Raw genomic sequence first — 14,297 nt, forward strand, 5'->3', positions numbered from 1 at the left:
CTCAGGCTACCGCTACGCGCCCAGCCCCCAATGCAGCACGCGAGAGGTGAGCAGGACGAGGCCCAGCGAGACCGTCGCGACGACGGTCAGCCCGATGACCGCGACGACGAGCGGGCGCCACCCGGTGCGCGCGATCTGGCGGATGTCGGTGGTGAGCCCCACGCCGGCGAAGGTCAGCAGAAACGCCCATTTCGACACGTTGGCCAGGTTCGCGGCCTGGCCCTTGCTCAGCCAGTGCGCGGTCGCGATCGCCGAGACGGCCAGAAAGCCGAGCACGAACTTCGGGAACTTCGCCCAGATGAAGGCGGCCTTGGCCCTGGCGCCGGGCGCGATCTCGTCGGCCTGCCCGCGCGCGGACCAGTACAGCGCGAAGCCGAGCACGACGAAGCCGATCAGCGCGTTGCGGGTGGACTTGACCAGCACGGCGATCTTGCCGGCCTGCTCGGAGAACAGGTAGCCGGTGGCGGTGGTCTCGGCGGTGTTGTCCACCGAAAGGCCGGCCCACAGGCCGAACTCGTAGTCGCTCAGGCCGATCAGGTGGCCCAGGGGCGGCAGCGCGAACAGGCCGACGGCGCCCAGCGCCAGGATCGCCGCGATCGCGTAGCTGACGTCGGCGTTGCGGGCCCGGATCGCGCCCTTGGCGGCCACGATGGCCGACACCCCGCAGATCGAGGTGCCGATCGCCAGCAGCGAGCCCAGCTTGCCCGACAGCCCGAACGCGCGCGCGGCCACAAGGATGATGGTGCCCGCGACGGCCATGTCGACTCCGATCTGCACCAGGCTGGTGGAGCCGAGCTTGGCGATGTCGCCGAGCACGAAGCGCGAACCCAGCGCCACGATGCCGACCTTGAGCCAGAACTGGTAGGTCTGCACACCCGGTCGGAAGATCCGGTGCAGGCCAACGGTATTCGTGATGAGCAGCCCAATCAGGATGGCCCACAACACATATTCGATGTCGGGCACCGTCCAGTGGTGGTGTTTGGCCGCGGCGTTCCACCAGATCTGGGCGTACTTGCCCAGCACGCCGACCGCAATCAGCAGCAGGATCCCGGGCGCGTAGTCCAGCGGTCGGCCGCTGGTGAAGGCGGCTTCGGCTTCGGTTTCGGTTTCGGGGGGTTTGACGGCGACCGTGCTCATCGGGTCACCACGGGATCTTCGGGAGCGCGCCGGCCACCGCCAGCGCCACGATCACACTGGCCAGCAGTGTCGCCCACCAGTCCTCGGATAGCTTGCTCACGGCGCAATGGTGGCGTGGCGGGCGGCGGCGGCCAACCGATTGGCTCGCGCTGAATTTAGGTCCGGGCCGAAAGGCGCGGCGGCGCAACGGCTGTGCCCGTCAGGTGGGCAACCCGTCCTTTTCGGCGTCGGCGCGGTAGCGCTCCACCCACTCGTCGGAGCGTTGGTCGGCCTGGCGTTCCAGCGCCGGCTCGGGCGCCAGCCGAGGGTCGAGGCCCAGCGCCTCCAGGATGGTGGCCACCACCTGAGTCAGGTTGCGCCACAACACCGGATAGGGCACCTCCATCGGCTTGACGTCTTCCTCGGCGAACCAGGTTTGCCAGCCCTCCTCCTGGGCGCGCAGCATGGTGACGACGTGTGCGATCGCCCCGGGGTGGTAGATCGCGCGGGCGTCGCGCGCCGGGTCGGGGCGGCCGCGCCACACCCGCGTCTGCACCGCGCGCCAGAAGGACACCGCCTGGGAGACGACGTCGGGGCGGTGCACGTGGATCAGCAGCGGTTCCTCGCCGACGACGTCGCGGATCGCGGCGAGCAGGCCGTCGCCGGAGCGGTTCGGCAGGTCCTTGGCGCGGTTGAGCAGCAGCGGCGTCTGGTTCCACATCAGCTTGCCGCCCCACACCCCGTTGGGTGTCCTGCCCACCGTGCGGATGTAGTCACGCCAGATCTCGGGCGGCGCGAGGTCGGGCGTCCCCGCGTCCAGGGGGTCGAGCAGGCGCAGGATCGATTCGTCGTCGACGCCGGCGAACCACTCCCGCGGCTGGGGGGCCTGGCTGGTGCGCGGCATGTACTGGAAGAACTCCTGGGGCTCGCCGGCGACGCCGGTGGCGCGCAGCGACTCCACGAGCAGCGTGCTGCCGCTGCGCTGGGAAGCCAGCACCAGATACGACGACGGCGTTTCGCTCATCAACGCAGCCTAACCGCAGGAAAACACGCTGCAAGACATTCATTTTTCGTCTGTGTGAACATAACTGTTGCGCGGTGGAGGGCGCTGTTTCGGTGTCCACGCGCGGTGGCGCTTGCCGGATGCGATGATTACCGTCCGACCGCACTTCATTACCGACGGGAAGACCGCATCGTGCAGAATTCCGCCAAAGAGTCGGCCCGCCGGATCATCTGGCGGACCGACCGGGCCACCACCGCCGATCTTCGGCGGCGGTTCGTGGCGCTCGACCCCGGCGTGGTGGACAAGTTTCGCGAGCACCTGCTCGAAAACTGGGCGACTCCGGGGTACTGGGATTCCGAGGTGGGCCGCCACGACCTCGAGGAGCACACCGTCGAACGGCTGACCTACAGCCGGCACGAATACGTGCCCTGGCTCAACGCGCTGCGGCGCCTGGACGGAGCCCGCATCTTCGAGATCGGCTGCGGGACAGGCTCTTCCGTCATGGCGCTGGTCGAGCAGGGCAGCGAGGTCACCGGCATCGACGCGGTGCCGGAATCCGTCGAGGTGTCGCGGGCCAGGATGCGTCTGTTCGGCCTCGACGAACCGTCGCTGCATCACATGAACGCGACGGAGATCGGCACCCAATTCGGGCACGCCAGCTTCGATTTCGTCATTTTCTTCGCGTCGCTGGAGCACATGACGCACGGCGAGCGGTTGAGCAGCCTGCGGGCCGCGTGGCAGCTGCTGGCCGACGACGGAATCCTGTGCATCGTCGAGGCGCCCAACCGGCTGTGGTTTTTCGACGACCACACCGCGGACTTGCCGTTCTTCCATTGGCTGCCCGACGAGATCGCCCTGGAGTACCTGAAGCGGACGCCGCGGTTCCAGGCGTCGGCGTTCGACACCACCTCGGAGGGCGCCATCCTGGAGCTCAGCCGCCGCGGGCGGGGCGTGAGCTATCACGACGTCGAGCTGGCCCTGGGGCCCATCGGTGAGCTCGACTTCCTGGTCGACCGGCAAAGCTTCCAAACCGGCCAGAACCCGCTGCGCTGGCTGTATTACCGGCAGTCCACCAACCGGCGCTTCGCCAACCTGTTGCACCGGCAGTGCCCGGAGCTGCCCGTCGGGCTGTTCATGCCGTATCTCAACGTCGCGATCCGCAAGCGGGCCTAGCAGGCATGCAGGTAGGCGGGGTTGACCGCGTGCGGGCTCGTCTCGGTGACGAACAGGCCCAGGCACACCAGCACCCCGATCGCGCCCATCATCGTCGCGGCGACCGCGAACGGGCCGCCGCGCGCGCGTGATCTGACCAGCCTGCTCGCGCCGGAGACGCCGGCGGCGGCGCTCAGCAGCCCGCCGAGCAGCAGGCACAGCGTCCCGGCGTCGTTCAGGGGCCGGTCGACGCGGCATCCGCTCGTCCACGCGTGGCTTGCGGCGACGAGCCAGATAGCCAGCGCCGCGACCAGCCAGGCCAGCACCGCCAGCAGCAGGGCCACCGCGGGCACGCGGTCGCGGGGTGGGGCCGTCATGCCGGAATACTATGCCGCGGGTGGCGCGCCGGAACGCAAGAATTTCGCAACTGGGCGGCGATACGCTGTGGCCCCCGACAGCAGCGACAGGACCGCCATGGACGACCCCGAGAAGCGCATCGCCGAGCTGGAACGCCAACTGGCCGAGCAAAAGCGCACGACCGGCGCCTCCCGCGCGGACGGTCGACGCAAACGGAACGCCACGAGATTCGCGTTGCCGGCGCCCGGTTGCCTCACCGCGGAGCAGGTGCGCCACGTGACCTTCGCCAAGCCGGCCATCGGAAAATCCGGCTACCACGTTGACGAGGTGGACGCGTTTCTGGATCGCGTCGAGGCGGCGCTGCGAGATCCCGCGGGGCAGACGCTGACCGCCGAGCAGGTCCGCGGCGTGGTTTTCGCCCGGCCCCCGCTCGGCCGGCGCGGCTACAACGAGGACCAGGTCGACGCGTTCCTCGGACTCGTCGAGCAACACCTGAGGGCGCAGCGGGGCGCCGGCGCGCCGCCGTCGGTGGCGGGGACGCCCGCAACACACGCCGCGGCGCCGCAGAGCTCGGGCCGCAAGATTGTCGACGTCGCCGCGTCGGTTTTCGGCAGCTTTTGGACCTGGTATCTGCTCGGTTTCGTTCTGCTGGCCGGCGGCGGGGCGGGGATGCGATTTCTCGGTCGTTTCATCCCCATGGACGGGCCCGCGCCGAACTGGATGGGTCCGGTGTTCCTGGCCCTGCCCCTGATGCTGGGTGTCATCTATGTGGTGTCGCTGATGCGGACCCGCAACCGGCGCCGCCATCGCTATTGGGCCGCAGGCGGGGAAGACGGCGGCGGCGCTTCCGGGTGCGGCGGCGGTCACGGCGGCTGCGGCGGCGGCCACGGGGGCTGCGGGGGCGGATCCGGGTGCGGCGGAGGCGGCTGCGGCGGGGGGCACTGAGATACGAAACATCGTGCGGCGCCGCGGGTTCGACCGGGTCAACGCCGCCGTGGCGGAGCTGGAGCTTCCCGCGGCGGTGTTCAAGACGTGTCCGTGGCAGCCGAGGACCCTGGTCGAAACCGGGCTGCGCCAATGGCTGCGCTGCTGTGCGCCCGCGCTGCGCGACCATCAGGTAATCGGAATGCCGTCGCGCGCGGTGGACGAGGCGTGGCACGGCCTGATCCTGTGCACCGCGTGGTACGCGGCGTTCTGCCGGCGGGCGTACGGGGAGTTCCTGCACCATCACCCGGAGGGCGGCGCCCCGGACGGGATGCGCGGCGCGGACGATCCGGCCGGCGAGCAGCTGCGCCGCACGGTGTTGGCGTGGTCGCTCGTCGCGGCGCCGGCCGAGTCGTGTGTGCTGTGGGATCTCGACCAACGCGTCGGCGTCGAGGAGCCCTGGGGCATCGATCCCGCTCGGGTCGCCGCGGTCGAGGGCGCCGCCGCGAACGTCAAAGCGGGCGAGGGGAATTGGTGACGTCGGTGGCCCGCAACCCGACCGCGAACAGCAGCCGCACGTCGGGATCGGCCAGCGAGGTCGCCAGCAGTTTTTCGATCCGTCGCACCCGGTACCGGACGGTGTTGGGGTGCACCCGCAGCGCCCGCGCGGCGGCGCCGACGTCGCCGAAGCTGTCCAGGTAGGCCCGCAGCGTCTCGGCCAACGCCGGGTCCCCGGCGCGCAGGTCCCGGATCCGCGGATCGACCAGCCGCTCGTCGGCGCCGATCAGCGTGACGATCTCGTCGAGCAGCACCGTGGTGCGCGCTTCGGCGAGCGTGGTCACCTGACCGATCGAAAACGGGTGCCGCTCGGCGCTGTCGAGCACCCGGTCCACCTCGGCGCGCGCCGCGGCGAGCTCCGCCGGGCCGGCGACCGGCGCTGCGATGGCGGCCCGCAGCTCGACGCCGAGCTCGCTGCGCAGGGCGGCGATCGTGCCCCGCACCCACGAGGCGACCGGTCGGGTCTGGGCCTGGGGCAGCAGCACGTAGATGCGCGAGTTGTGCGCGGCGACCTGAGCGTCGCGGCGAAAAGCGCTGGCGCTCAACGCCACGACGTCGGCCAGCCGCGGATGACGCGGTCCGGTGCTGTCCCAGCCGACGAGGGCGGCGGCCCCGTCTTGTGGGAGGCCGAGTTCGCGGGCCAGGGCGACCGGGTCGGCGGCGTCGGCGGCTTCGTCGGCCAGGCCCAGCAGTTGCTGCACCCGCCGCGCGTGCGTGGACGGCCGGGCGGCGAGCCGAAACATGATGCGGGCGGCCAGAACCGACGCCCCGCGCAGCATCTGCTCGGCGTCGTCGGCCAGGGGTTGTGAGCCCTGCTGCACCCAGATGGTGCCGGCGAACGTCGGCGGTCGGCGCGGGCCGGACGGCGGCTGGTGGATCCCGATCGCCAGCCGCGGGCGCAGGCCCAACTCCGGGCGCTCGTCCACCCGCACCACGCCGTCGCCGCTCCGCAGCGCGTCGAAGATGCCCCACTGGCCGATCCACTCCAGGTGTTCGGGCGGGCCGGCGCGGCCCAGGATGGACAGGCGGCGCAGCTCGTCGGCCTCGTCGCTGGAGGCGGAGTAGGCCAGCACGTGCGACTGGGCGTCTTCGATGCTGACCATGCCGTGGATGCGGTCGGCCAGCGACTGCGCCAGGCCGAACAGGTCGGTGCCGGAGTCGTCCACCGCGTCGCCGCGGTCCCGGTGATGTTCCAGGACGTGGTCGACCAACCGGTAGAGGCGCTCCCAACGCGCCCGCGGTTCCACGGCCACCACCGCCGACCCGGCCGCGACCGCCGTGGCCACCAGGGCCGGCGACGGCTCCTTGGCGAAGATCGCCACCGGCACGCGCTCGCGCGCCTGCTTGTCCACCCACGCCAGCGCCTCCGCGTCACCGACACCGAGCAGGAAGAAGACGTCGGCCGACCCCGCGGCCGCCGCCAGCCCCATCCGCACGTCGTCGGAATCGATCAGCGCCGCCGACGCCACCGGCAGGTCTAGGCCGCGGGGGGCGTCGACCAGGCTGACCAGCGTCGCGTCCAGCGCCAGCAGGAGCCGTCCCAGCCCGACACCGGCGACCCGCATGTTGTCCGATTTTACTACTTCATGCGTTGAGACTTGTTCGATCGGCTAACCCGGGTGGGCGCGGTGTGGAGGACCCTGGGCAGCATGGACGCGATCACCCAGGTACCGACGCCGGCCAACGAGCCGGTCCACGACTATGCGCCGAACTCACCGGAACGCGACCGCCTGCTCGCCGAGCTGAGGGCGCTGGCCGCCGACCCGATCGACCTGCCGCATGTCATCGGCGGCGAGCACCGGATGGGCGACGGCGAGCGCATCGACGTCGTCCAGCCGCACCGGCACGCCGCGCGGCTGGGCACCCTGACCAACGCCGTGCACGCCGACGCGAGCGCGGCCATCGAGGCCGCGATGGCCGCGAAACCCGAGTGGGCGGCGATGCCGTTCGACGAGCGCGCCGCGGTGTTCCTGCGGGCGGCCGACCTGCTGGCCGGGCCGTGGCGGGAGAAGATCGCGGCCGCGACCATGCTCGGCCAGTCCAAGTCCGTCTATCAGGCCGAGATCGACTCGCCGTGCGAGCAGGTCGACTTCTGGCGGTTCAACGTGGCGTTCGCCCGTCAGCTGCTGGCGCAGCAGCCGGTCAGCGGGCCCGGCGAGTGGAACCGCAGCGACTACCGCCCGCTGGACGGCTTCGTCTACGCGATCACGCCGTTCAACTTCACCTCGATCGCCGGCAACCTGCCCACCGCGCCGGCGCTGATGGGCAACACCGTGGTGTGGAAGCCGTCGATCACCCAGACGCTGTCGGCCTACCTGACCATGCAATTGCTCGAGGCCGCGGGGCTGCCGCCCGGGGTGATCAACCTGGTCACCGGCGACGGCTTCGCGGTTTCCGATGTGGCACTGGCGGATCGACGCCTGGCCGGCATCCACTTCACCGGATCGACGGCGACCTTCCAGCGGCTGTGGTATCAGGTGGGCACCAATATCGGTCACTACCACAGCTATCCGCGCCTGGTCGGCGAGACCGGCGGCAAGGACTTCGTGGTCGCCCACGCCTCGGCGCGCCCGGATGTGTTGTGCACGGCGTTGATTCGCGGCGCCTTCGACTACCAGGGCCAGAAATGCTCGGCGGCGTCGCGGGCTTTCATCCCGCATTCGGTGTGGCAGCGCATGGGCGACGAGTTCCTGGGCGCGGCGGCCGCGCTGCGCTACGGCGACGTCACCGACCTGACCAACTACGGCGGCGCGCTCATCGACCGCCGCGCCTTCATCAAGAACGTCGACGCCATCGAACGGGCGAAGGGCGCACCCGGCGTCACGATCGCGGTCGGCGGCGAATACGACGACAGCGTCGGCTATTTCGTACGCCCGACCGTGCTGCTGTCCGACGACCCGACCGACGAGTCCTTCGCGACCGAGTACTTCGGCCCGCTGCTGTCGGTGCACGTCTACCCCGACGACCAGTACGAACGGATCCTCGACGTCGTCGACACCGGGTCGCGCTACGCGCTGACCGGCGCCGTCATCGCCGACGACCGGGCGGCCGTGCTGACCGCGGCCGAGCGGCTGCGGTTCGCCGCCGGGAACTTCTACGTCAACGACAAGCCGACCGGCGCGGTGGTCGGGCGCCAGCCGTTCGGCGGCTCGCGCGGTTCGGGCACCAACGACAAGGCCGGATCGGTGCTGAACCTGATGCGCTGGACGTCCGCGCGCACCATCAAGGAGACGTTCGTCCCGGCCACCGACCACACCTACCCGCACATGGCGGCCGACTGATGGGTGGGGTGTTCGCGCGCACGCTGCGGCCGGTGATCGTGGCGGCCGGGCGCCGAGAGGGGTTGCGCCGGGCCGCCGAGCGCTTGCCGGTCACCCGTAGGGTGGTGCGCCGGTTCGTGCCGGGGGAGTCGATCGAGTCCGCGCTCGGCAGCGTTGCGGCGCTGCGTGATTCGGGCCGCTACGTCAGCGTCGACTATCTGGGTGAGGACGTCACCGACGCCGACGGCGCCGACGCCGCGGTTGGTGCGTACCTGGATCTGATCGACGCGCTGGGCCGGCTCGGTGGTGACGGGCTGGAGGTGTCGGTGAAGCTGTCGGCGCTGGGGCAAGCGCTGGAGCGCGACGGCGACAAGGTCGCGCGGGAGAACCTGTGGTCGATCTGCGCTGGCGCGCAGCGGGTCGGCGTTTGGGTGACGGTCGACGCCGAGAACCACTCCACGACAGACTCGACGCTGTCGATCGTGCGCGACCTGCGCGCCGACTTCCCCTGGCTGGGCGCCGTTTTGCAGGCCTACCTGCGGCGCACGCTCGCCGATTGCCGCGACTTCGCGGTGGACGGCGCGCGGATCCGGCTGTGCAAGGGCGCCTACGACGAACCGGCGTCGGTGGCCTACCGCGACGACGCCGAGGTTACCGACTCGTACCTGGCCTGCCTTCGGGTGCTGATGGCCGGCCGCGGGTATCCGATGGTCGCGTCGCACGATCCGGCGATCGTCTCCGCGGCCGCTGGTATCGCCCGTGAATGCGGCCGCGGCGGCGGCGATTTCGAGTACCAGATGCTGTATGGCATCCGCGACGGCGAACAGCGGCGGCTCGCCGGCGCCGGCAACCGGGTGCGGGTGTACGTGCCGTTCGGATGTGAGTGGTACGGCTACTTCATGCGGCGGCTGGCCGAGCGGCCGGCCAATGTGGCGTTCTTCCTGCGGGCGCTGGGTCGTTGAGTGTGAATCGTCGCACTCGAGTGTGAAGCTATGGCGCAGATTTCACCCGGATCCCGCCCAGGTTTCACTTTCGACGCCGAGGATTCACACGCGAGAGGCGAGGGGCGAAGCGCGAAGGGCGAAGGGCGAAGGGCGAAGGGTGTCAGCCGCGGCGCGGGCGCGGGCGTTCGCTGGCGAACCCGCGCACCACGTGCGCGCGCACGAATTCGGCGGCCACTTCGGGGTCGTCCATGTCCAGCGTCGACGAGGGCGTGCTGAAGAGCGAGAACAGGATTCGCGCGAACCATTCCCCCGCGGCCTCGACGTCGAGGTCCTTGCGGACCTCGCCGGTGAGCCGGGCCGCGGCGAGGTAGGGGGCGAAGAAGTCGACGCACTCGCGCAGCAGCACGGCGGCGTCCTTGGTCAGCAGCAGGCTGATCGCGTCCTCGTCGAAGTACTTCTCGGACGAGATGGCCCGCCGCGCCTGGCTCACGAACACCGCCGCGCGGCTCAGCTTGTCCTCGAGCGAGCTGCCCCGGTCCATCGCCCTGGCCATCTCGCGGTAGAACCGCTCGGACGCGTGCTCGGCGCACGCCTCCACGATCGCGCCCTTGTCGGAAAAGTACTCGTAGACGGTGCTGCGCGAAACGCCTGCGCTCCTCGCGATGTCGACGATCGTCGCCTTCTGCAGGCCCTGCTTGGCGAAACAGGCATACGCGGACTCGATGATGAGCTCGCGGGTGTCGGTCGCCTGGGTGGGGGAGGCGTGAGTCATCAGCCCGGTGCGAGGATCAGGCCGCTGGTCGGCACCCCGGTGCCCGACGTCACCAGCACGTGCTCGACACCCTCGACCTGGTTGTACGACGTGCCGCGCACCTGACGCACGCCCTCGGTGATGCCGTTCATGCCGTGGATGTAGGCCTCGCCGAGCAGCCCGCCGTTGGTGTTGATCGGGAATTCGCCACCCAGCGATAGCCGCTCCACGGTGGCGAAGTCCTTGGCCTCGCCGCGCCCGCAGAAGCCGAGCTCTTCGAGCTGGGTGAACACGAACGGCGTGAAATGGTCGTAGATGAAGGCGGTTTGGATGTCCTGCGGCTTGAGGCCCGAGTCGCGCCACAACCGCTCGGCGACCACGCCCATCTCAGGCAGGCCGGTGATGTCGTCGCGGTAGTAGCTGGTCATCATCTCGCCGTTGGCGGCCGCGCCCTGCGCGGCCGCGGTGATGATCGCCGGCGGCTGGCGCAGGTCGCGCGCCCGTTCGGCGCTCGTCACCACCAGCGCGACCCCGCCGTCGCTTTCCTGGCAGCAATCCAGCAGGCGCAGCACGGGTTCGACGATCCAGCGCGAACTCTGGTGATTCTCCAGCGTGATCGGGCGCTGGTAGAACCACGCGTCGGGGTTGGTGGCGGCGTGCGCGCGGTCGACGACGGCGATCCGGCCGAAGTCCTCGTTGGTCACCCCGTACGTGGACATGTAGCGCTGGGCGTGCATCGCGACCCACGCTGCGGGAGTGAGCAATCCGAACGGCGCGTAGTGCGCCATGAACAGCGGGGTCTCCGCGCTGGTGCGCCCGCTGCCCCCGAACCGGAAGCCGGAGCGTTCGTTGAAGGCGCGCCAGCAGACCACCACGTCGGCGACGCCGGTCGCGACCGCCATCGCCGCGTGCACCACGGTGCCGGCCGCCGCGCCGCCGCCGTGGTGGACGCGGGAAAAGAAGCTCAGGTCGCCGATGCCCACGTTGCGGGCGATGTCGATCTCGTCGCTGGAGTCCATGGTGAAGGTGACCATGCCGTCGACGTCGCCCGGCGTCAGCCCGGCGTCGTCGAGCGCGGCGCTGACCGCCTCGCAAGCCAATTGGAGCTCGCTGCGCCCGGACTCCTTGGAGAACTCGGTCTGGCCGATCCCCACGATGGCGCAGCTGCCGGGCAGCGGGCTCACGAGCCGGCCCCGTCGAGCAGGCTGAGCACCGCGGTGCCCGAGACGTGATCGCCGAGGCTGTTGGCACCCTTGAACGTCACCTCGACGAAGTTCTCACCGCCGGAGCCCTCGGCTTTTGCGGTCACGGCGCCGGTGAAGCGCAGCGGATCGTCGGGGAAGCTGGGCACGCCGAGGCGAATCGAGAGGTTCTTCACCATCGCCTCGGGTCCGGCCCAGTCGGTGAGGAAACGCACGCAGTACCCGTTGGTGGTCAGGATGTTCATGAACAGGTTGGGCGAGCCCTGCTTGTTGGCGTAGTCGCGGTCGTGGTGCACGGGCATGAAGTCCCGCGACGCGATGGCCCCGGCGACGATCATCGTTGTGGTGACGGGGATTTCGAGGGGGGCCACCTCGTCGCCGACGTCGATGTCGGCCCACTTCAGGGTGGTAGCGGTCGTCATCGGGTTCCTTCGCTCGTGCGGGGCCGGAACTGGTGCAAGACCAGGTCGTTGTCGAACGCCTCGTAGTACACCTCGACCGGCATCCCCGCGGCGACGTCGGCCGGGTCGACGCCGCACACGTTCGACACCAACCGGACCCCCTCGTCGAGCTCGATCAGCGCGACGACGTAGGGGTAGTCGAAGAACGGGAACCGCGGTTCGTGCGGCATCACGTAGCTGTAGACCGTGCCGCGGCCCGACGATTCGATCGCCTCCCAGTCGAGGGAACGGCATCGCGGGCACATGGGGCGGGGCGGGTGGCGCAGCGCGCCACACCCTGCGCAGCGCTGGATCAGCAGCTTGTGCTCGCGCAGCCCGTTCCAGAAGAATTCGGTGTCCGGGCTGATGGTGGGGGCCAGGCGGGAGGCCATCAGTTGTCCGGCCTGAATCGCAGCACGCGGAATCGCTGCCGCCCCAGCACTTCACCGTTCTGGTCGGTGTAGGTGGTCAGCCAGGTCAGAAAGAAGCCGGTGCCCAGCGCCGTCTTCTTCTCCTCGGAGACGGACTCGTACACCGCCGTCGCGCTGATGACGTCGCCCAGGCGGGGATAGCGCTCGATCTCGAACTCCGAGTTCGTCGCCACGGTGCTGGTGTAGCCCGCCTCGTCGAGGAATGCCGTGGGGTTGCCGGTGATCTCGACGGGGGAGCCGCCCCGATCGCCGATCCCCTCCAGCTTCGGCGAGGGCATCGTCCAGGTTTGCAGCATGACGGGCGGCGACACGACACCGCCGAACCGCGACGACGCCGCGAACTCGGGATCGAGGTAGACCGGGTTCATGTCGCTGAGTGCGTAGGCCCAGTGCCGGATCATCGGCTGGTTGACCGGATCCGGTGCCACCGAAGGCTTTCCGCTCCCGCCGGTGGGCTGCCCGACCAGCGCCCGGACTTTGGCGCCGACGGCCTCTGAATCGGTGACCAATCCTGCCCTCCTGACGTGTTCGATCCGACAGACGGCCCGGATCTGTCTGCGACCTCGTGTGTACTCTGCGTGGGCCGTCACTGTCAACATGCCCGAACGCCGTGAGATAGCGGGAATTTCGCGCCGCCCACGATTGACGCCGGAGTCCGGCGGGGTGAACACTGAGTCTTTATCTGACCGACGTTCGGGTGAGGGAATCAGATGGGACTTGTCGACGCTTACCGGCTCTACATCGACGGCGGCTGGGTCGAACCGGAGGACGGTCGCTACGACGACGTCGACCCGGCCACCGAGACAACCTTCGCCACCGCGCCCGACGCGAGCGTCGCGCAGACCGGGGAGGCGATCGCCGCCGCACGCCGGGCGTTCGACACCGGGCCGTGGCGCACCGCGAGCCCCGAGGACCGGGCCGCCTGCCTCAACCAGCTCGGCGACGCCCTGGGCAAGCACGCCGACGAGTTCTTCGCGCTGTCGCAGACGGAGTGGGGCTGCGTGGCCAACGAACGGGTGATGCAGATCGACGGCGCCGGGTTCATGTCGATGCACGCGGCCCAGCTCGCCACGAAGCTCACCGACGAGCCGGTCACCGGGATCGGCGCCGGGACGACGCTGCTGCGCCGCGAACCCCTCGGGGTGGTGTCGATCCTGACGCCGTGGAACTTCCCGCACTGCCTCAACGTGATGAAGGTGAACAACGCGCTGGCCGCCGGCAACACCGTCGTGCTCAAGCCGTCGCCGCTGACGCCGCTGGCCGGGCTCGTGCTCGCCCGAATCATCCACGAGCACACCGACATTCCGCCGGGCGTGGTCAACGTCGTCACGCCGTCGAGCGTCGAGGCCGCCAGGCTGCTCACCACCGACCCGCGCGTCGACATGATCAGCTTCACCGGCAGCTCGGCCGTCGGTTGCGAGGTGATGCGCGCCGCGGGCGACGCCATGAAGCGGCTGCTGCTGGAGTGCGGCGGGAAGTCGGCCAGCATCGTCCTCGACGACGCGCAGGTGACCGACGAGATGCTGCGGCAGATGCTGTTCGACTGCTGCTCGCTGCACGCCGGACAGGCCTGCATCCTGCACAGCCGGCTGCTGCTGCCGGACTCGCTGCACGACGACGTCGTCGACCGCCTCGTCGCGCTCGCCCGCGACGTCAAGGTCGGCGACCCCCGGGACACGGAGACCCAGATGGGGCCGCTCATCAGCGCGGCGCAGCAGCAGCGGGTGCAGGCGCACGTCGCGGGCGCGCTGGACGACGGGGCGAAGCTTGCCACCGGCGGCGGCCGCCCCGCGGGACTGGACGCCGGCTACTACTTCGAACCGACGATCCTCACCGGCGTCGACCCCGATTCGGCGATCGCCCAGGAGGAGGTGTTCGGGCCGGTGCTGTCGGTGCTGCGCTACCGCGACGACGACGACGCCGTCGCGATCGCCAACAACTCGCGCTACGGGCTGTCGGGCGCCGTGTGGGGCACCGACGTGGACCGGGCCGTCGGCGTCGCCCGCCGCCTGCGCACCGGTCAGGTCGCGGTCAACGGCGTCGGGCCGGGGGACGCCCCGTTCGGCGGGTTCAAGCTGAGCGGGTTCGGGCGGGAGAGCGGGGGGATCGCCGGCCTGCACCAGTACATGGAGGTGAAGGCCATCGGGGTCCCGGCGTGA

General features: G+C 70.2%; 15 protein-coding genes. 6 read left to right on the plus strand and 9 right to left on the minus strand.

Going from position 1 to position 14,297, the window contains the following annotated elements:
• Positions 1-12 precede the first annotated feature (12 nt).
• Positions 13-1,137: a YeiH family protein gene (locus tag AC5Y4Z_RS04130; RefSeq protein ID WP_499961059.1), complete on the minus strand. Its 1,125-nt coding sequence runs from the start codon at positions 1,135-1,137 to the stop codon at positions 13-15.
• Positions 1,138-1,336: 199 nt separating this feature from the next.
• Positions 1,337-2,140: a trehalose 2-sulfotransferase gene (gene stf0 / locus AC5Y4Z_RS04135; protein ID WP_499961060.1), complete on the minus strand. Its 804-nt coding sequence runs from the start codon at positions 2,138-2,140 to the stop codon at positions 1,337-1,339.
• A 171-nt stretch (positions 2,141-2,311) separates the two neighbouring features.
• Here stf0 and AC5Y4Z_RS04140 point away from each other — a divergent pair, with 171 nt between their 5' ends.
• Entirely contained in the window at positions 2,312-3,292 is a 981-nt protein-coding gene (locus AC5Y4Z_RS04140) for a class I SAM-dependent methyltransferase (protein ID WP_499961061.1), read from the plus strand.
• On the opposite strand, the gene AC5Y4Z_RS04145 is transcribed toward AC5Y4Z_RS04140, so the two are convergent.
• Positions 3,289-3,648 carry a hypothetical protein gene (locus AC5Y4Z_RS04145; RefSeq protein ID WP_499961062.1) on the minus strand — a complete coding sequence of 120 codons (360 nt, stop codon included), beginning with the start codon at positions 3,646-3,648 and terminating at the stop codon, positions 3,289-3,291. The two genes, AC5Y4Z_RS04140 and AC5Y4Z_RS04145, sit on opposite strands and share 4 nt — an antisense overlap.
• Before the next feature lie 97 nt (positions 3,649-3,745).
• On the opposite strand from AC5Y4Z_RS04145, the gene AC5Y4Z_RS04150 reads away from it, so the two are divergent.
• Positions 3,746-4,573 (plus strand): DivIVA domain-containing protein, encoded by an 828-nt coding sequence (locus AC5Y4Z_RS04150; protein WP_499961063.1) that lies wholly within the window; start codon positions 3,746-3,748, stop codon positions 4,571-4,573.
• Between the two features lie 10 nt (positions 4,574-4,583).
• Positions 4,584-5,090, plus strand: coding sequence for a UCP032817 domain-containing protein (locus AC5Y4Z_RS04155; RefSeq protein WP_499961807.1), 507 nt, complete (start codon positions 4,584-4,586; stop codon positions 5,088-5,090).
• On the opposite strand, the gene AC5Y4Z_RS04160 is transcribed toward AC5Y4Z_RS04155, so the two are convergent.
• The gene (locus AC5Y4Z_RS04160; RefSeq protein WP_499961064.1) at positions 5,065-6,675 is read right to left on the minus strand and encodes a PucR family transcriptional regulator; all 1,611 of its coding nucleotides are present in this window, start codon (positions 6,673-6,675) and stop codon (positions 5,065-5,067) included. The genes AC5Y4Z_RS04155 and AC5Y4Z_RS04160 overlap by 26 nt on opposite strands.
• A gap of 84 nt (positions 6,676-6,759) precedes the next feature.
• On the opposite strand from AC5Y4Z_RS04160, the gene pruA reads away from it, so the two are divergent.
• Together pruA and AC5Y4Z_RS04170 are read left to right on the plus strand one after the other, a co-directional pair.
• Entirely contained in the window at positions 6,760-8,391 is a 1,632-nt protein-coding gene (gene pruA, locus AC5Y4Z_RS04165; protein ID WP_499961065.1) for an L-glutamate gamma-semialdehyde dehydrogenase, read from the plus strand.
• Positions 8,391-9,332: a proline dehydrogenase family protein gene (locus AC5Y4Z_RS04170; protein WP_499961066.1), complete on the plus strand. Its 942-nt coding sequence runs from the start codon at positions 8,391-8,393 to the stop codon at positions 9,330-9,332. Before pruA ends, AC5Y4Z_RS04170 begins: the two co-directional genes overlap by 1 nt.
• Positions 9,333-9,474: 142 nt before the next feature.
• Here the strand turns inward: AC5Y4Z_RS04170 and AC5Y4Z_RS04175 are convergent, their stop codons facing one another.
• From AC5Y4Z_RS04175 to AC5Y4Z_RS04195, 5 genes are read right to left on the minus strand one after another with little or no spacing between them, the layout of a single operon-like run.
• On the minus strand, positions 9,475-10,089 hold the full coding sequence (locus AC5Y4Z_RS04175; RefSeq protein WP_499961809.1) for a TetR/AcrR family transcriptional regulator: 615 nt from the start codon (positions 10,087-10,089) through the stop codon (positions 9,475-9,477).
• Complete coding sequence (locus AC5Y4Z_RS04180) at positions 10,086-11,249, minus strand: lipid-transfer protein (RefSeq protein ID WP_499961067.1); 1,164 nt, start codon at positions 11,247-11,249, stop codon at positions 10,086-10,088. Before AC5Y4Z_RS04180 ends, AC5Y4Z_RS04175 begins: the two co-directional genes overlap by 4 nt.
• Complete coding sequence (locus tag AC5Y4Z_RS04185; protein ID WP_499961068.1) at positions 11,246-11,689, minus strand: MaoC family dehydratase; 444 nt, start codon at positions 11,687-11,689, stop codon at positions 11,246-11,248. Before AC5Y4Z_RS04185 ends, AC5Y4Z_RS04180 begins: the two co-directional genes overlap by 4 nt.
• Complete coding sequence (locus AC5Y4Z_RS04190; protein WP_499961069.1) at positions 11,686-12,099, minus strand: Zn-ribbon domain-containing OB-fold protein; 414 nt, start codon at positions 12,097-12,099, stop codon at positions 11,686-11,688. Before AC5Y4Z_RS04190 ends, AC5Y4Z_RS04185 begins: the two co-directional genes overlap by 4 nt.
• Positions 12,099-12,647 (minus strand): FAS1-like dehydratase domain-containing protein, encoded by a 549-nt coding sequence (locus AC5Y4Z_RS04195; protein WP_499961070.1) that lies wholly within the window; start codon positions 12,645-12,647, stop codon positions 12,099-12,101. Before AC5Y4Z_RS04195 ends, AC5Y4Z_RS04190 begins: the two co-directional genes overlap by 1 nt.
• Positions 12,648-12,848: 201 nt before the next feature.
• Here AC5Y4Z_RS04195 and AC5Y4Z_RS04200 point away from each other — a divergent pair, with 201 nt between their 5' ends.
• Complete coding sequence (locus tag AC5Y4Z_RS04200) at positions 12,849-14,297, plus strand: aldehyde dehydrogenase family protein (RefSeq protein WP_499961071.1); 1,449 nt, start codon at positions 12,849-12,851, stop codon at positions 14,295-14,297.

The sequence above is a fragment of the Mycobacterium sp. NGS63 genome (assembly GCF_059812295.1).